This is a genomic window from Mammaliicoccus sp. J-M40 (assembly GCF_022386395.1).
Taxonomy (GTDB): domain Bacteria; phylum Bacillota; class Bacilli; order Staphylococcales; family Staphylococcaceae; genus Mammaliicoccus; species Mammaliicoccus lentus.
Genome location: NZ_JAJNIQ010000020.1, coordinates 1 through 16,754, shown reverse-complemented (window position 1 = coordinate 16,754; position 16,754 = coordinate 1). Strand labels below are relative to the sequence as shown.

18 protein-coding genes and 2 pseudogenes are annotated in these 16,754 nt (G+C 33.1%); 6 read left to right on the top strand and 14 right to left on the bottom strand.

Annotated elements, in window-relative coordinates; all coding sequences use genetic code 11:
- Nucleotides 1–135 precede the first annotated feature (135 nt).
- Nucleotides 136–809, bottom strand: a protein-coding gene (locus LQ688_RS13630) for an IS6 family transposase (RefSeq protein WP_223200496.1) whose coding sequence is annotated in 2 segments (ribosomal slippage) — nt 136–209 and nt 209–809 — 675 coding nt in all. Because the reading frame shifts where the segments join, the coding sequence is not laid out codon by codon here.
- A 164-nt stretch (nt 810–973) separates the two neighbouring features.
- Between LQ688_RS13630 and LQ688_RS13625 the strand changes: the two genes are divergently transcribed.
- Entirely contained in the window at nt 974–1,069 is a 96-nt protein-coding gene (locus LQ688_RS13625) for a type I toxin-antitoxin system Fst family toxin (protein ID WP_000889978.1), read from the top strand.
- A gap of 270 nt (nt 1,070–1,339) precedes the next feature.
- On the top strand, nt 1,340–2,014 hold the full coding sequence (locus LQ688_RS13620; RefSeq protein ID WP_001106006.1) for an IS6-like element IS257 family transposase: 675 nt from the start codon (nt 1,340–1,342) through the stop codon (nt 2,012–2,014).
- A gap of 65 nt (nt 2,015–2,079) precedes the next feature.
- Here the strand turns inward: LQ688_RS13620 and LQ688_RS13615 are convergent.
- From LQ688_RS13615 to LQ688_RS13580, 9 genes and pseudogenes are all read right to left on the bottom strand, one after another.
- Nucleotides 2,080–2,268, bottom strand: a pseudogene (locus LQ688_RS13615) (protein rep); the annotation flags it as partial.
- Nucleotides 2,269–2,511: 243 nt separating this feature from the next.
- Nucleotides 2,512–3,774 (bottom strand): MobV family relaxase, encoded by a 1,263-nt coding sequence (gene mobV, locus LQ688_RS13610; protein WP_204253833.1) that lies wholly within the window; start codon nt 3,772–3,774, stop codon nt 2,512–2,514.
- Nucleotides 3,775–4,369: 595 nt separating this feature from the next.
- A complete protein-coding gene (locus LQ688_RS13605) occupies nt 4,370–4,723 on the bottom strand; it encodes a MazG nucleotide pyrophosphohydrolase domain-containing protein (RefSeq protein ID WP_031794976.1) in 354 nt (117 codons plus the stop codon).
- Between the two features lie 132 nt (nt 4,724–4,855).
- The gene (locus LQ688_RS13600; RefSeq protein ID WP_031794977.1) at nt 4,856–5,041 is read right to left on the bottom strand and encodes a hypothetical protein; all 186 of its coding nucleotides are present in this window, start codon (nt 5,039–5,041) and stop codon (nt 4,856–4,858) included.
- Between the two features lie 132 nt (nt 5,042–5,173).
- Nucleotides 5,174–5,665 carry a trimethoprim-resistant dihydrofolate reductase DfrK gene (locus LQ688_RS13595; protein ID WP_012779617.1) on the bottom strand — a complete coding sequence of 164 codons (492 nt, stop codon included), beginning with the start codon at nt 5,663–5,665 and terminating at the stop codon, nt 5,174–5,176.
- A gap of 282 nt (nt 5,666–5,947) precedes the next feature.
- A complete protein-coding gene (gene tet(L), locus LQ688_RS13590) occupies nt 5,948–7,324 on the bottom strand; it encodes a tetracycline efflux MFS transporter Tet(L) (RefSeq protein ID WP_001574277.1) in 1,377 nt (458 codons plus the stop codon).
- Nucleotides 7,325–7,357: 33 nt separating this feature from the next.
- A complete protein-coding gene (locus LQ688_RS14150) occupies nt 7,358–7,420 on the bottom strand; it encodes a tetracycline resistance efflux system leader peptide (protein WP_012779615.1) in 63 nt (20 codons plus the stop codon).
- A 210-nt stretch (nt 7,421–7,630) separates the two neighbouring features.
- Nucleotides 7,631–8,392 (bottom strand): aminoglycoside O-nucleotidyltransferase ANT(4')-Ia, encoded by a 762-nt coding sequence (gene aadD1, locus LQ688_RS13585; protein WP_001014230.1) that lies wholly within the window; start codon nt 8,390–8,392, stop codon nt 7,631–7,633.
- 168 nt (nt 8,393–8,560) lie between these two features.
- Nucleotides 8,561–9,355 carry a protein rep gene (locus LQ688_RS13580; RefSeq protein ID WP_239752872.1) on the bottom strand — a complete coding sequence of 265 codons (795 nt, stop codon included), beginning with the start codon at nt 9,353–9,355 and terminating at the stop codon, nt 8,561–8,563.
- Between the two features lie 58 nt (nt 9,356–9,413).
- Between LQ688_RS13580 and LQ688_RS13575 the strand changes: the two genes are divergently transcribed.
- Nucleotides 9,414–10,087 (top strand): IS6-like element IS257 family transposase gene (locus LQ688_RS13575; protein WP_239752871.1). Its coding sequence is split into 2 segments (ribosomal slippage): nt 9,414–9,558 and nt 9,558–10,087, totalling 675 coding nucleotides; the frame shifts between segments, so codons are not numbered across the junction.
- A 152-nt stretch (nt 10,088–10,239) separates the two neighbouring features.
- Nucleotides 10,240–11,277 carry a 2,3-butanediol dehydrogenase gene (locus LQ688_RS13570; RefSeq protein ID WP_031837638.1) on the top strand — a complete coding sequence of 346 codons (1,038 nt, stop codon included), beginning with the start codon at nt 10,240–10,242 and terminating at the stop codon, nt 11,275–11,277.
- A gap of 87 nt (nt 11,278–11,364) precedes the next feature.
- Here the strand turns inward: LQ688_RS13570 and LQ688_RS13565 are convergent, their stop codons facing one another.
- From LQ688_RS13565 to LQ688_RS13550, 4 genes are all read right to left on the bottom strand, one after another.
- The gene (locus LQ688_RS13565) at nt 11,365–11,916 is read right to left on the bottom strand and encodes a recombinase family protein (RefSeq protein WP_031837637.1); all 552 of its coding nucleotides are present in this window, start codon (nt 11,914–11,916) and stop codon (nt 11,365–11,367) included.
- A 405-nt stretch (nt 11,917–12,321) separates the two neighbouring features.
- Nucleotides 12,322–13,059, bottom strand: coding sequence for a 23S rRNA (adenine(2058)-N(6))-methyltransferase Erm(B) (erm(B), locus tag LQ688_RS13560; protein ID WP_001038790.1), 738 nt, complete (start codon nt 13,057–13,059; stop codon nt 12,322–12,324).
- A 124-nt stretch (nt 13,060–13,183) separates the two neighbouring features.
- The gene (locus LQ688_RS13555; protein ID WP_001814874.1) at nt 13,184–13,267 is read right to left on the bottom strand and encodes a 23S rRNA methyltransferase attenuation leader peptide; all 84 of its coding nucleotides are present in this window, start codon (nt 13,265–13,267) and stop codon (nt 13,184–13,186) included.
- Nucleotides 13,268–13,695: 428 nt separating this feature from the next.
- Nucleotides 13,696–14,418 carry a DUF536 domain-containing protein gene (locus LQ688_RS13550; RefSeq protein WP_021286096.1) on the bottom strand — a complete coding sequence of 241 codons (723 nt, stop codon included), beginning with the start codon at nt 14,416–14,418 and terminating at the stop codon, nt 13,696–13,698.
- 414 nt (nt 14,419–14,832) lie between these two features.
- Between LQ688_RS13550 and LQ688_RS13545 the strand changes: the two genes are divergently transcribed.
- Complete coding sequence (locus LQ688_RS13545; RefSeq protein ID WP_031837636.1) at nt 14,833–15,789, top strand: replication initiator protein A; 957 nt, start codon at nt 14,833–14,835, stop codon at nt 15,787–15,789.
- A 14-nt stretch (nt 15,790–15,803) separates the two neighbouring features.
- A pseudogene (locus LQ688_RS14145) lies at nt 15,804–15,948 on the top strand (protein rep); the annotation flags it as partial.
- Nucleotides 15,949–16,754: the final 806 nt, after the last annotated feature.

Sequence of the window (16,754 nt, the reverse complement as noted above, 5' to 3'; positions counted from 1 at the left end):
ACGCGCTAAGTTAATATCTGTGAACTTAAAAATTCCTTTAACAGCTTCTCTGAAAGATTTTGAATTTTTTTTAGGGGTTCTGTTGCAAAGTTAGAAAAATATAGCTAATCACCATTTTATTGTGTCAGTCTTCGCCTAACCAGCTAACATATAACTAATTTCGTGGCATGGTGAAAATCCGTAGATCTGAAGAGACCTACGGTTTTTTTATATAATCCGTAAATACATTCAATGCCTTTGAGTGTATTTTTTGCCGTATTGACACTTTGATATCTTGTCTTTCTCACCTTAATGTGACGATGATCTTGTTCAATGAAGTTATTGAGATATTTAGATGTGCAATGACAGTTAGGTTTCAACTTAAACACTTTAATTATTTTAGCCATGGCTACCTTCGTTGAAGGTGCTTGATCTGTAATTATCATTTGAGGTTTACCGAATTGTTTAATAAGGCGCTTAATAAACGCATATGCTGATTGATGATCTCGTTTTTTGCGTAACCAAATATCTAATGTATGTCCATCTGCATCAATCGCGCGATACAGATAACACCACTGTCCTTTAATTTTGATATATGTCTCATCAACACGCCACTTATAATACGCTTTTTTATGTTTTTTCTTCCAAATTTGATACAAAACGGGAGCATATTCTTGAACCCAACGGTAGACCGTTGAATGATGAACGTTGACACCACGTTCTCTTAGTATTTCAGATATATCACGATAACTAAGCGCATATCTTAGATAGTAGCCAACGGCTACAGTGATGACGTCCTTGTTAAATTGTTTATATCTGAAATAGTTCATATAGCATACTCCTTTTTGTTAAAATTATACTACAAAATCAACTTTGCAACAGAACCAGATCACTTATCAGAAGCTACCTATCATCGTATATTCGTAGATGATATAATATACAAGTCGTCTATCTCTCAGGCGTCAATTCCGACGCAGAGAGGAGGTGCTAATCTATGCTAGAAATCCTTGTTCACATCACGACCACAGTCATCAGTGGTTGTATTATTGCGTTATTTACGCATTGGCTACGTAATCGCAATAATAAATAGGCGACCATAGCCACACCTAAAAAATCCCCTCACTATTGCCGTAGTGAGGGGATTGGTGCATCTATGCTAGTTTCCTTGTTAACTAAATTATAACATCGGTGAGTGGAGAAATGCAAAGTCCTCATTCATTTCTCTTTTGAATATTATTTCTATCTATAATCTAACTCGTCTTTACGGATAAAAACATTGTAACTTGGCATAACATTGTTTAACTGGTTCTGTTGCAAAGTTGAATTTATAGTATAATTTTAACAAAAAGGAGTCTTCTGTATGAACTATTTCAGATATAAACAATTTAACAAGGATGTTATCACTGTAGCGGTTGGCTACTATCTAAGATATGCATTGAGTTATCGTGATATATCTGAAATATTAAGGGAACGTGGTGTAAACGTTCATCATTCAACGGTCTACCGTTGGGTTCAAGAATATGCTCCCGTTTTGTATCAAATTTGGAAGAAAAAACATAAAAAAGCGTATTATAAGTGGCGTGTTGATGAGACATATATCAAAATTAAAGGACAGTGGTGTTATCTGTATCGCGCGATTGATGCAGATGGACATACATTAGATATTTGGTTGCGTAAGCAACGAGATAATCATTCAGCATATGCGTTTATCAAACGTCTCATTAAACAATTTGGTAAACCTCAAAAGGTAATTACAGATCAGGCACCTTCAACGAAGGTAGCAATGGCTAAAGTAATTAAAGCTTTTAAACTTAAACCGGACTGTCATTGTACATCGAAATATCTGAATAACCTCATTGAGCAAGATCACCGTCATATTAAAGTAAGAAAGACAAGGTATCAAAGTATCAATACAGCAAAGAATACTTTAAAAGGTATTGAATGTATTTACGCTCTATATAAAAAGAACCGCAGGTCTCTTCAGATCTACGGATTTTCGCCATGCCACGAAATTAGCATCATGCTAGCAAGTTAAGCGAACACTGACATGATAAATTAGTGGTTAGCTATATTTTTTTACTTTGCAACAGAACCACTCACTTTATATTCAAGTACCTCTGCACAATCTTTTACACGTTCAGCCTTTTTAAATTCAAGAATATGCAAGAGTTCAAAATAATCTACATTTGCCATTTTCTTTTCTCGCCAAGGTCTTATTTTTCCACTTTTTGTTTTGTCGATTAGTACACTTGATTTTTCATCTGAATTAATGCTATTATTATTGCACATAATTAATACAGAAACCCCCTATGTAAATTTGTTTTTGTGTGGTAACTTAAACAATAACATAGGGTATTTTTCTGTGCAAGGATTTTTAAAGGTTCATTAACCTTATAAAGCCAATCACACCAACACTTTAAACGCGATGTAAACTATAAAAATAAAAACTTGTTGTTTCTATATGTATCAAGATAAGAAAGAACAAGTTCAAAACCATCAAAAAAAGACACCTTTTCAGGTGCTTTTTTTATTTTATAAACTCATTCCCTGATCTCGACTTCGTTCTTTTTTTACCTCTCGGTTATGAGTTAGTTCAAATTCGTTCTTTTTAGGTTCTAAATCGTGTTTTTCTTGGAATTGTGCTGTTTTATCCTTTACCTTGTCTACAAACCCCTTAAAAACGTTTTTAAAGGCTTTTAAGCCGTCTGTACGTTCCTTAAGGAATTCCTTAGTGCTTTCATAGATTAAACTCACATCACGCTTTAAATCGCTTATTTTAGACTTTAAAGACTTGTTTTCTTCAAGCAACTCATTATAATCATTTACATTTTCATTAAATCGCTCTACAAGACCACTATATTTTTCTTTAACTTGCCCATGTTCTTTACTTAATTTTTTATATTCTCTCGCCATATCAGTACTCATGAGATTTCTAACATGCTGTTTTAACCTATCGTTATCTCTCGCAGCAGTCACTAAGTTTTTATAATCACGCTCCGATATAACAACATTTTTGGTTGGTTTCTTTTCTGTTTTCATTATTTCTTTTCCCAAACCAAACATGGACTTTTCACCCGTTGGCACTTCAACACTTTTCATGTGTCGTTTCGCTGGTACTTCTAAATCTGATTTAACTTTATCGCTATAAGCAGTCCATTCATCTTTTTTAACTGCTAAATTTTTTTCTAGAAAATCAATCTCTTTTTCCAAAGTTTGTTTTTTAAATTTAGCTGTCTCAATATGTTTACGGTCAGAGCCACGTTCACCACGCTTCAACTCAAAACCCTGTTTTTTCATATGCTCGGGGAATTTATCTTGTAGCCATAACAGTTCTTGACGATTAAACACATTTTTTCCTTGCAGTTTTCCATCACGCATAGGCACAACACCTAAATGCATGTGAGGGGTTTGCTCATCGTTATGAACTGTTGCGTAAGCAATATTTTGCTTGCCGTATCGTTCAGAAAATAATTTATAACTTTCCTCAAAAAATCGTTTTTGTTCTCCTGGATCCAGTCGCTCAAAAAAATCTCGGTCAGATGTTACTAGCAACTCATTTACAAGAACAGCATCTTTTCTTGTTTTTCGTGTGCCTGTTTTTTGTGAATCGATTATGTCTTTTACACGTTCGTTATAATTTATATTTTTATCGTTTTGTAAATCATAATTTTCATGTGTTCGCTCTCTGTCAATATCTTCATTCGTTCTACTTTCTCGCTCTCTTTGATTATGAAATTGCATGCCTTTTAGTCCAGGTGATTTCACTTTTTGCATTCTACAAACTGCATAACTCATATGTAAATCGCTCCTTTTTAGGTGGCACAAATGTGAGGCATTTTTGCTTTTTCCGGCAACCACTTCCATGTAAAGTATAACACACTATACTTTATATTCATAAAGTGTGTGCTCTGCGAGGCTGTCGGCAGTGCCGACCAAAACCATAAAACCTTTAAGACCTTTCTTTTTTTTTCGTGAAAAAAGAAACAAAAAAACCCGACCTCTGCCACCTCAGCAAAGGGGGTTTTGCTCTCGTGCTCGTTTAAAAATCAGCAAGGGACAGGTAGTATTTTTTGAGAAGATCACTCAAAAAATCTCCACCTTTAAACCCTTGCCAATTTTTATTTTGTCCGTTTTGTTTAGCTTACCGAAAGCCAGACTCAGCAAAAATAAAATTTTTATTGTCTTTCGGTTTTCTAGTGTAACGGACAAAACCACTCAAAAATAAAAAGATACAAGAGAGGTCTCTCGTATCTTTTATTCAGCAATCGCGCCCGTTAATGGAATAACTATAAATAAGTTCTTAACCCTAAAATCACTTATTTATTATTAAACTAACGCACCCTATAGTGCAATAAGGAATGTTCCTCTTCTTTCATAAGTATTTTTTATGTTAATTTACTTTAATTTCTTCTTCTAAAAACTCTTCTAAATTTGGAGATTGATTATATTTAATTGCAGCTTGTTTATCCTTCTTAATAATGGCCTTTGTTAGATCAATATGATTTATGCTTGCAATGGCAACAGCGTAATGGATAACATCAACAAGCTCTTTTTCTAAAGAAGCATTCCCCGTGTTTGCCTTTCGCCCTTCTAACTGGTTTAGTACCTCTGCTACCTCGCCAATTTCTTCTACTAGTTTCATAAACAAAGCAGATGAAGTGCGTCCTTCTTTGTATTTTAGTGCTAGGTAGCTCTGTAACTCATAAAATGTTAATTGCTTCGGATTTTCTTTGTCATTTCCCATTTTAACACCCCTATTAATTTAACCATCATCCCTAACAAAGCTGTCATTATTTGAACTCTTCTGCCCCGTTAGTTAAATAACGAATTGATTATCTTTCACTAACGCACCCTATTGTTTAATACTTTTGTTTTATCATAAATCGTACTGACGTTTCTCTTTGTTAAAGAAGTAGTAATAACTAATTTCAAATATTAAAAATCCTACAACCAGACTTGCCCAAAAAGGATACGGCGATTCAATTAAAAAAGTAACTAAAAATGTTAAGATAAACGCTACTAAACCAACAATTAGGGAAAATTTTAGACGTGTTCTTTTCAATTTATACACCCCTTTTCTCTTCTATGGTCGGGACTAAATTTAAAAATACAGATTCAAAATTGTACTCTATATTAATACGATTGACTTAAACAAAATGTTTCAAACTTTCTTCCACTAAACTGCCCCGTTAGTTCAAGAAGCTTTTCGCTCATAAATATGAAAATAATATGTATAAGGATTTTTTTCATTTGTTATTCCTTGTGTAACAGATACTTCGTTCCACTCTTCATAATTCACTTCTGGAAAGAATGTATCTCCTTCAAATTCGTAATGAATTTTTGTAATGTACATTTTCTCAACATATGGTAGAAACAAATTATAAATTTGTTCTCCCCCGAAAATGAAAATTTCCTCTTCGCTATTACATAACTCAAAAACATCTTCTATTGAATGGACGATTTCACAACCATTAAAGCTGAACCCCTTATCTCTTGTCAGAATAATATTCCTTCTTCCAGGTAATGCTCTTCCGATTGATTCAAGATTCTTCCTTCCTAATATAATTGGATATCCCTTTGTAGTATTTTTAACATACTCCCAATCCTCTGGGATTCTCCAAGGTATGTCATTCTCTTTACCTATTACCCTGTTCTTATCCATCGCAGCAATTAAAGAAACTTTCATATATCACACAGCCTTCCTTAACTATTTTACCGTTTAAATTCCTATTCCTTGTTAAGCTATCCTGCCCCGTTAGTTTAAGTGTAATCCTTCACAATCTCAATTGCATTATAAATATACGTAAATATATGTGTTTACTTTCCTCAACAATATGGCCCGATTGCAGAACGGACGCAGATCGCTTCTCACACAATCGCGCCCTTTAATGGAACAAAAAGATTTGAATTCCTGTTATAAAAAAAGGATCAATTTTGAACTCTCTCCCAAAGTTGATCCCTTAACGATTTAGAAATCCCTTTGAGAATGTTTATATACATTCAAGGTAACCAGCCAACTAATGACAATGATTCCTGAAAAAAGTAATAACAAATTACTATACAGATAAGTTGACTGATCAACTTCCATAGGTAACAACCTTTGATCAAGTAAGGGTATGGATAATAAACCACCTACAATTGCAATACCTGTTCCCTCTGATAAAAAGCTGGTAAAGTTAAGCAAACTCATTCCAGCACCAGCTTCCTGCTGTTTCAAGCTACTTGAAACAATTGTTGATATAACTGTTTTGGTGAACGAAAGCCCACCTAAAACAAATACGATTATAATTGTCATGAACCATGATGTTGTTTCTAAAAGAAAGGAAGCAGTTAAAAAGCTAACAGAAAGAAATGTAACTCCGATGTTTAACACGTATAAAGGACCTCTTCTATCAACAAGTATCCCACCAATGTAGCCGAAAATAATGACACTCATTGTTCCAGGGAAAATAATTACACTTCCGATTTCGGCAGTACTTAGCTGGTGAACATCTTTCATCATATAAGGAACCATAGAGACAAACCCTGCTACTGTTCCAAATATAATTCCCCCACAAAGAACTCCAATCATAAAAGGTATATTTTTCCCTAATCCGGGATCAACAAAAGGATCTGTTACTTTCCTGATATGTTTTACAAATATCAGGAATGACAGCACGCTAACGATAAGAAAAGAAATGCTATATGATGTTGTAAACAACATAAAAAATACAATGCCTACAGACATTAGTATAATTCCTTTGATATCAAAATGACCTTTTATCCTTACTTCTTTCTTTAATAATTTCATAAGAAACGGAACAGTGATAATTGTTATCATAGGAATGAGTAGAAGATAGGACCAATGAATATAATGGGCTATCATTCCACCAATCGCTGGACCGACTCCTTCTCCCATGGCTACTATCGATCCAATAAGACCAAATGCTTTACCCCTATTTTCCTTTGGAATATAGCGCGCAACTACAACCATTACGAGTGCTGGAAATGCAGCTGCACCAGCCCCTTGAATAAAACGAGCCATAATAAGTAAGGAAAAGAAAGAATGGCCAACAAACCCAATTACCGACCCGAAACAATTTATTATAATTCCAAATAGGAGTAACCTTTTGATGCCTAATTGATCAGATAGCTTTCCATATACAGCTGTTCCAATGGAAAAGGTTAACATAAAGGCTGTGTTCACCCAGTTTGTACTCGCAGGTGGTTTATTAAAATCATTTGCAATATCAGGTAATGAGACGTTCAAAACCATTTCATTTAATACGCTAAAAAAAGATAAAATGCAAAGCCAAATTAAAATTTGGTTGTGTCGTAAATTCGATTGTGAATAGGATGTATTCACATTTCACCCTCCAATAATGAGGGCAGACGTAGTTTATAGGGTTAATGATACGCTTCCCTCTTTTAATTGAACCCTGTTACATTCATTACACTTCATAATTAATTCCTCCTAAACTTGATTAAAACATTTTACCACATATAAACTAAGTTTTAAATTCAGTATTTCATCACTTATACAACAATATGGCCCGATTTAAGCACACCCTTTATTCCGTTAATGCGCCATGACAGCCATGATAATTACTAATACTAGGAGAAGTTAATAAATACGTAACCAACATGATTAACAATTATTAGAGGTCATCGTTCAAAATGGTATGCGTTTTGACACATCCACTATATATCCGTGTCGTTCTGTCCACTCCTGAATCCCATTCCAGAAATTCTCTAGCGATTCCAGAAGTTTCTCAGAGTCGGAAAGTTGACCAGACATTACGAACTGGCACAGATGGTCATAACCTGAAGGAAGATCTGATTGCTTAACTGCTTCAGTTAAGACCGAAGCGCTCGTCGTATAACAGATGCGATGATGCAGACCAATCAACATGGCACCTGCCATTGCTACCTGTACAGTCAAGGATGGTAGAAATGTTGTCGGTCCTTGCACACGAATATTACGCCATTTGCCTGCATATTCAAACAGCTCTTCTACGATAAGGGCACAAATCGCATCGTGGAACGTTTGGGCTTCTACCGATTTAGCAGTTTGATACACTTTCTCTAAGTATCCACCTGAATCATAAATCGGCAAAATAGAGAAAAATTGACCATGTGTAAGCGGCCAATCTGATTCCACCTGAGATGCATAATCTAGTAGAATCTCTTCGCTATCAAAATTCACTTCCACCTTCCACTCACCGGTTGTCCATTCATGGCTGAACTCTGCTTCCTCTGTTGACATGACACACATCATCTCAATATCCGAATAGGGCCCATCAGTCTGACGACCAAGAGAGCCATAAACACCAATAGCCTTAACATCATCCCCATATTTATCCAATATTCGTTCCTTAATTTCATGAACAATCTTCATTCTTTCTTCTCTAGTCATTATTATTGGTCCATTCACTATTCTCATTCCCTTTTCAGATAATTTTAGATTTGCTTTTCTAAATAAGAATATTTGGAGAGCACCGTTCTTATTCAGCTATTAATAACTCGTCTTCCTAAGCATCCTTCAATCCTTTTAATAACAATTATAGCATCTAATCTTCAACAAACTGGCCCGTTTGTTGAACTACTCTTTAATAAAATAATTTTTCCGTTCCCAATTCCACATTGCAATAATAGAAAATCCATCTTCATCGGCTTTTTCGTCATCATCTGTATGAATCAAATCGCCTTCTTCTGTGTCATCAAGGTTTAATTTTTTATGTATTTCTTTTAACAAACCACCATAGGAGATTAACCTTTTACGGTGTAAACCTTCCTCCAAATCAGACAAACGTTTCAAATTCTTTTCTTCATCATCGGTCATAAAATCCGTATCCTTTACAGGATATTTTGCAGTTTCGTCAATTGCCGATTGTATATCCGATTTATATTTATTTTTCGGTCGAATCATTTGAACTTTTACATTTGGATCATAGTCTAATTTCATTGCCTTTTTCCAAAATTGAATCCATTGTTTTTGATTCACGTAGTTTTCTGTATTCTTAAAATAAGTTGGTTCCACACATACCAATACATGCATGTGCTGATTATAAGAATTATCTTTATTATTTATTGTCACTTCCGTTGCACGCATAAAACCAACAAGATTTTTATTAATTTTTTTATATTGCATCATTCGGCGAAATCCTTGAGCCATATCTGACAAACTCTTATTTAATTCTTCGCCATCATAAACATTTTTAACTGTTAATGTGAGAAACAACCAACGAACTGTTGGCTTTTGTTTAATAACTTCAGCAACAACCTTTTGTGACTGAATGCCATGTTTCATTGCTCTCCTCCAGTTGCACATTGGACATAATCGAGATTTACAAAACCACACACGATATAACGTTTTTTCTCCCGTTTCATAACTCACTTGGTTCTGTTGCAAAGTTGAATTTATAGTATAATTTTAACAAAAAGGAGTCTTCTGTATGAACTATTTCAGATATAAACAATTTAACAAGGATGTTATCACTGTAGCCGTTGGCTACTATCTAAGATATGCATTGAGTTATCGTGATATATCTGAAATATTAAGGGAACGTGGTGTAAACATTCATCATTCAACGGTCTACGTTGGGTTCAAGAATATGCCCCAATTTTGTATCAAATTTGGAAGAAAAAGCATAAAAAAGCTTATTACAAATGGCGTATTGATGAGATGTACATCAAAATAAAAGGAAAATGGAGCTATTTATATCGTGCCATTGATGCAGAGGGACATACATTAGATATTTGGTTGCGTAAGCAACGAGATAATCATTCAGCATATGCGTTTATCAAACGTCTCATTAAACAATTTGGTAAACCTCAAAAGGTAATTACAGATCAGGCACCTTCAACGAAAGTAGCAATAGCTAAAGTAATTAAAGCTTTTAAACTTAAACCTGACTGTCATTGTACATCGAAATATCTGAATAACCTCATTGAGCAAGATCACCGTCATATTAAAGTAAGAAAGACAAGATATCAAAGTATCAATACGGCAAAAAATACACTCAAAGGCATTGAATGTATTTACGCTCTATATAAAAAGAACCGCAGATCTCTTCAGATCTACGGATTTTCGCCATGCCACGAAATTAGGGATATGTTAGCCAGTTAAGGGAACAACGACATGATAAAATGGTAGTTAGCTATATTTTTCTAACTTTGCAACAGAACCCGCAAACATAAGTTATTATAAAAGTGGTTCTGTTGCAAAGTAACTTTTAAAAGGTATACTATTAAATTAACTAAAACAAGGAGGTTTTATCAATGAAAGCAGCAGTTTGGTATGGTCAAAAGGATGTACGAGTTGAAGATCGAAAATCTAAAGAGTTACAAGATAATGAGGTTCAAGTTAAAGTGTCTTGGGCTGGCATTTGTGGGACAGATTTACATGAATACTTAGAAGGCCCTATATTTATTTCAACAGACAAACCTGACCCGTTCCTTGGCCAAAAAGCGCCCGTTACATTAGGCCACGAATTTGCAGGTGTAGTAGATGATATTGGTTCTAAGGTTACAAAATTTAATAAAGGCGATCGTGTTGTCATTAATCCTACAGTTTCAAATCGTGAAAAAGAAGAAAATATTGATCTTTACGATGGTTATTCATTTATAGGTTTAGGTTCTGATGGTGGATTTGCAGAATTTACAAATGTCCCAGAAGAGAACGTTTATAAGCTACCAGATAAGGTTTCTGATAAAGAAGGCGCTCTTGTAGAGCCAACCGCTGTTGCAGTTCAAGCAATTAAAGAAGGCGAAGTTCTATTTGGCGATACTGTTGCTATTTTTGGTGCAGGTCCAATCGGTTTATTAACAGTCATAGCAGCTAAAGCTGCAGGTGCAAGTAAGATATTTGTTTTTGATTTATCAGAAGAAAGATTGAATAAAGCTAAAGCAATAGGTGCTACTCATACTATCAATTCTGGTGAATCAAACCCAAGTGATGTTATTAATAAACATACAGATAATGGCGTGGATGTAGCATTTGAAGTAGCTGGTGTAGCACCAACACTTAAATCTGCTATAGACGTTACTAAAGCAAGAGGTACTGTCGTTATAGTGTCTATATTTGGTCATCCTATTGAATGGAATCCAATGCAATTAACTAATACAGGTGTAAAACTTACTTCAACGATTGCTTATACACCTACTACATTTCAACAAACAATAGATTTAATTAATGAAGGTAATTTAAAAGTTAAAGATGTTATTACTGATGAAATAGAGCTAGATAATATTGTGGAGTCAGGATTTGAACAACTTGTAAACGATAAATCACAAGCAAAAATTCTCGTTAAATTATAATATAGATTATAAAAACTAATGAAAGGAGAATCTCTAATTTGAAGATTCTCCTTTCATTAGTTTTCTTTCTGTGATTATTTGTTTTTACTACTTCATTTTTATTATTCTATATACAGTAGAACGACTCACTCCTGTTTGTTTAGCAATCTCTTCGCCTGTAAGTTTTTGTTCATCGTATAGAAATTTAATTTCTCTTTTCTTATGGTCAGGCAATGAAGGTCTGCCGCCTTTTCGCCCTCTTGCTCGTGCTGCTTCTAATCCTTTTTTTGTTCGTTCACTTAATAAGTTAGCTTCAAGTTCAGCGAATGCACTCATCATGGTAAAGAACATCTTGCCCATCGCATCTTTAGTCGATACGTTCATATCTATAATATGTAAATCAATGCTATTATCATCCAACCATTGCGATAGCTCAATTAACTGTTTTGTTGTACGTCCAAGACGATCTAGTTTATAGATAACTAGGATATCTCCTTCGCGTAAATAATCTAAACACTTATCAAGTTCTGTTCTTTTCGTTTTGCGACCGCTCGCTTTCTCGCTAAAGATACGTTCACAACCATATTCCTCAAGTGTATCAATCTGTCCATCAAGACTTTGATCTTGTGTTGATACACGTGCATAACCAATTTTAGCCATTTCAATACCACCTCTTTTAATCGTTTTATGGGCACTTATTAACGAAATCTAATTCTCGATGCAAATAAACGCGTCTCTCATCGTCTAAAAACTCATGATTTTTGATATTTATGATACATTGATTATAACACAAGTTTATAGACTTAAATATCCAAGAAAAACCTCTTAATATTAAGTTAAGAGGTTTTGTGTCAAAAACGATCGTTTATGGTACCATTCAAATTTATCCTTATTGTACAAAATAACAGCGAAATTTTTAAATCTATTCCTTATCGATACAAATTCCCCGTAGGCGCTAGGGACCTCTTTAGCTCCTTGGAAGCTGTCAGTAGTATACCTAATAATTTATCTACATTCCCTTTAGTAACGTGTAACTTTCCAAATTTACAAAAGCGACTCATAGAATTATTTCCTCCCGTTAAATAATAGATAACTATTAAAAATAGACAATACTTGCTCATAAGTAACGGTACTTAAATTGTTTACTTTGGCGTGTTTCATTGCTTGATGAAACTGATTTTTAGTAAACAGTTGACGATATTCTCGATTGACCCATTTTGAAACAAAGTACGTATATAGCTTCCAATATTTATCTGGAACATCTGTGGTATGGCGGGTAAGTTTTATTAAGACACTGTTTACTTTTGGTTTAGGATGAAAGCATTCCGCTGGCAGCTTAAGCAATTGCTGAATCGAGACTTGAGTGTGCAAGAGCAACCCTAGTGTTCGGTGAATATCCAAGGTACGCTTGTAGAATCCTTCTTCAACAATCAGATAGATGTCAGACGCATGGCTTTCAAAAACCACTTTTTTAATAATTTGTGTGCTTAAATGGTAAGGGATATTCCCAACAATTTTATACCTCTGTTTGTTAGGGAATTGAAACTGTAGAATATCTTGGTGAATTAAAGTGACACGAATGTTCAGTTTTAATTTTTCTGACGATAAGTTGAATAGATGACTGTCTAATTCAATAGACGTTACCTGTTTACTTATTTTAGCCAGTTTCGTCGTTAAATGCCCTTTACCTGTTCCAATTTCGTAAACGGTATCGGTTTCTTTTAAATTCAATTGTTTTATTATTTGGTTGAGTACTTTTTCACTCGTTAAAAAGTTTTGAGAATATTTTATATTTTTGTTCATGTAATCACTCCTGAAGTGATTACATCTATAAATAAATACAGAAGTTAAACGATTTGTTTGTAATTTTAGTTATCTGTTTAAAAAGTCATAAGATTAGTCACTGGTAGGAATTAATCTAACGTATTTATTTATCTGCGTAATCACTGTTTTTAGTCTGTTTCAAAACAGTAGATGTTTTATCTACATTACGCATTTGGAATACCAACATGACGAATCCCTCCTTCTTAATTACAAATTTTTAGCATCTAATTTAACTTCAATTCCTATTATACACAATTTTAAGATAATGCACTATCAACACACTCTTAAGTTTGCTTCTAAGTCTTATTTCCATAACTTTAGGGTTAACCATACGCAAGACCAATCACTCTCGGACAATACTCATGATTTTAATGATAAAATCCATGTTAAACCCATAGATAAGAAATACACCTGCAATAACCGTTACCTGTTTGTGCCAATTTAAAAATGCACCACTTTTTTATAATTAAAACGGTTGAAAACTGTACCACTAATAACTCACAATAGAGAGATGTCACCGTCAAGTTAAATGTACAAAATAACAGCGAAATTTTTAAATCTATTTCTTATCGATACAAATTCCTCGTAGGCGCTCGGGACCCCTTTTTAATATAATTAGTTACCAAACAAACGACTCCAAAATCCTTTTTTAGATGGCTGCTCCACCTCATTATTAGTCTCACTTTCTTGTTCTTTAGCTCGTTTCTCTTCCTCTGTAGTAACTTTTTTTATATCTTCATCCTTATTCTCTCCAGATATAACACTATAATCCGTTGTTTGATTTTCCTCTTGTTGTTGGTTAGTATTTTTAGGTTCTTCAGTAAAATCGGCTTCTTGTGCATTAATATTTTCTCTATCATTAGTCACTTTATCAAAAGAGTAATTAAGCTGTCTTTCTTCTTCTAATTGATTCTCTAACTTTTGAATTTTTTTATTACTTTCTAATGCTAATACTTGTTGATTTTCAAGCAATTTTGACCTTTCTTGCAACTCTTTTCTGTAAAATTCAATTGTTGTTTCATGACGACTTTCTTGTCTTTCAATTTGATCATTTAAAGTATCAATCTGTTTTTTAAGGATTTCTACTATTTGAGCATTACTTTTGGATTCAACATTATTATCTGACTCTTTTTTTTGTTTGTCTTCTGCAGTACTTTCAAAACCATATTTCTTTTTATTTTCATTTACCCTTTGAATAATTTTTTCTATATCCGTATCTTCTTTAATAAAGGAAGTATTTTCCTGTTTCAATGTCTCTATATTCAATCGTTTAATGTTATTAAAAATTGTTTGCTTACTAACCCCTAATTCTTCACTTAAGATTTTCACACTTTTCATATAATCAACCCTTTATAAAATGTTTATCAACCCTTTATGCTATATTATAAACTTATGATGTTTTATATTCAAAGTTATAAAAGATGAAATGATTTTATTTCGTCAAAGGTTTGTCAAAGGTTTATAGTCATTGACAAACCTTTATCAACCCTTGACAAACTCTTATTTTCTCCTTTTATAACCTTGTTTAAAGTGCTATAATAGTCTTAACACATTAAAAACCCCAACTACTGGTAATAGTCGGGGTTTGGTAATAAAACGTTGCGGCACGTTTGTTTAATATCAATTTTATACTTGTATTATATAATGAATGACACCTTAGTGCAAGAACTTAAATCGTTAAATAAATGTAAAGCTATATAAAAGCGTTTTATTACCTCTTACCATACTAAAATTCGGAAAGAGGTTTTTATTATGTCAAATTTCAAAAGAATTACAATACAAGAATTTGAACAAGAAAGATTTTATAAACTTTATAAATTTTTATTTGAAGATGAATATTTTAGAAAACTTAGTGATTCTTCAAAAATTGCCTACTGTATGTTTAGAGATCGTTTTGAATTATCTAAAATGAATAACTGGATTGATGAAAATGGGAATGTATATTTAATATTTACTACTAAAGATTTATGTGAACTTTTAAATTGCGGAACTCAAAAAGTAACTAAAATTAAAAAGGAATTAGAAAATTTTAATTTATTAGAACAAGAAAGAATAGGTTTAAACAAACCTAATAAGATATATATATTAGAACCAAAAAAGCCTTCCAAAACCAGTAACAACAAGGAATTTCGAAAATCAAAATTCCAGAATAGTGAAAATCAAAATTCAAGAGTTTTGAAAATCAAAAAACAAGAATTTCGAAAATCAAAATCTAATGATACTAACTTAAATAATACTGATTATATAAAGACTAAGAATAATGATATGAATGACTTGAATGATATAGCGGCTAAAAATAAAATAAGCAATCATTCAAATCACACAAATCAATTTTCAAATAATTTGGATGATAAAGATTATAAAGAAATTCTATTACAAGAATTCCCAGATCAATTAACGAATTATTTATTAAATTATGATTATAGAGATTTAAAAATGATAAAAGCTATTATTCTTAAAGCCAAAAAATCGTTTAACTCAAATCACGATGATACGTATTATATGTTAGAACATATTGAAGATGAAATATTAATATCTTTAAAAAGAGTTAAAAAAGCGATACATGATAGAGGTGTTAAAGGCCAAAAAGAAACACTCAGTTCGATGCAAGGGTATTTAATGAAGACGATTTTAAGTGAACTTGAAGAACGCTATTCAGCCGATATGAGAAGACAAAATATGGCGAAATATAATATTTTTAATCAGTAAATCGTGAATGATTTGAAAAAGGTTTATACCGAAAACGTATGTTGAGTTATGGTGGTTTGCTTAAACAAAAACATAAAATTTTAAATTTAGACGATGCTGAAGATGGCAATTTGGAATTTCGAAAAACAAAATTATTATTTAAAAAATGCGAAACGTTAGCTCAAAAGCTAGCGTTTTTTTATGCCTTTTGCCTCTGCAGGAAATATAGCGTTCAACCGTCATGGTTGACCAGTTTTTATGCCAATTTTTAAATTTGCATGTAAATGGGCAGTGTCTAAAAAATTCGACACTGGTTTTGCTCAAATTTTTGTTTGTGAAATTAGCATATATTTATTTGGCTCATATTTGCGTTTTAAGAGCGTATATAAACTTTTGGATATAAAACCTATATGATTTACCCCTATTTATTTAAAATGACCCCTTAAAATTCAAAATAAAGCATGTATGAGAATGTATAAAGTCAAAAAATAAAGTTGATTATAGAATCTATAAGCTGTTTTTTAGAATCTATCAGAATCTATAATTTTATAAACGTTGATATAAGTGGCTTGTAAAGAATCTGAATACAAGTTCTGACGATGCCAGGAAACTTTTATACAGGTTATACATTTTAAAATTGGAATATGTGTCTTAGGCGTATGATCTGTTTGGTTTTAACATGGCTTAAAAGAGATGTATAAAGCATAAGAAGATACCTCAGCTATGCTGAGTGACACGTAGTGGCATTGTGTCCCCTTATGCTCTTAGCAGAGAATCTGAAAAGAATTTAAAAACATCAAAATACGTAGTGAGCAATGTATAAAAAATAGAACACGCATTTATACCGAGAAAATTTATTGATGTTGAGAAGAACCCTTAACTAAACTTGTAGACTAATGTCGGCATAGCGTGAGCTATTAAGCCGACCATTCGACAAGTTTTGGGATTGTTAAGGGTTCCGAGGCTCAACGTCAATAAAGCAATTG

Coding starts and splice junctions, on each gene's coding strand:
- LQ688_RS13550 (WP_021286096.1), bottom strand. CDS start 14,418: ATGAAAAGTGTGAAAATCTTAAGTGAAGAATTAGGGGTTAGTAAGCAA.
- LQ688_RS13570 (WP_031837638.1), top strand. CDS start 10,240: ATGAAAGCAGCAGTTTGGTATGGTCAAAAGGATGTACGAGTTGAAGAT.
- LQ688_RS13595 (WP_012779617.1), bottom strand. CDS start 5,665: ATGAAAGTTTCTTTAATTGCTGCGATGGATAAGAACAGGGTAATAGGT.
- LQ688_RS13605 (WP_031794976.1), bottom strand. CDS start 4,723: ATGGGAAATGACAAAGAAAATCCGAAGCAATTAACATTTTATGAGTTA.
- LQ688_RS13620 (WP_001106006.1), top strand. CDS start 1,340: ATGAACTATTTCAGATATAAACAATTTAACAAGGATGTTATCACTGTA.
- LQ688_RS13555 (WP_001814874.1), bottom strand. CDS start 13,267: ATGTTGGTATTCCAAATGCGTAATGTAGATAAAACATCTACTGTTTTG.
- mobV (WP_204253833.1), bottom strand. CDS start 3,774: ATGAGTTATGCAGTTTGTAGAATGCAAAAAGTGAAATCACCTGGACTA.
- LQ688_RS13565 (WP_031837637.1), bottom strand. CDS start 11,916: ATGGCTAAAATTGGTTATGCACGTGTATCAACACAAGATCAAAGTCTT.
- LQ688_RS13625 (WP_000889978.1), top strand. CDS start 974: ATGCTAGAAATCCTTGTTCACATCACGACCACAGTCATCAGTGGTTGT.
- LQ688_RS13545 (WP_031837636.1), top strand. CDS start 14,833: ATGTCAAATTTCAAAAGAATTACAATACAAGAATTTGAACAAGAAAGA.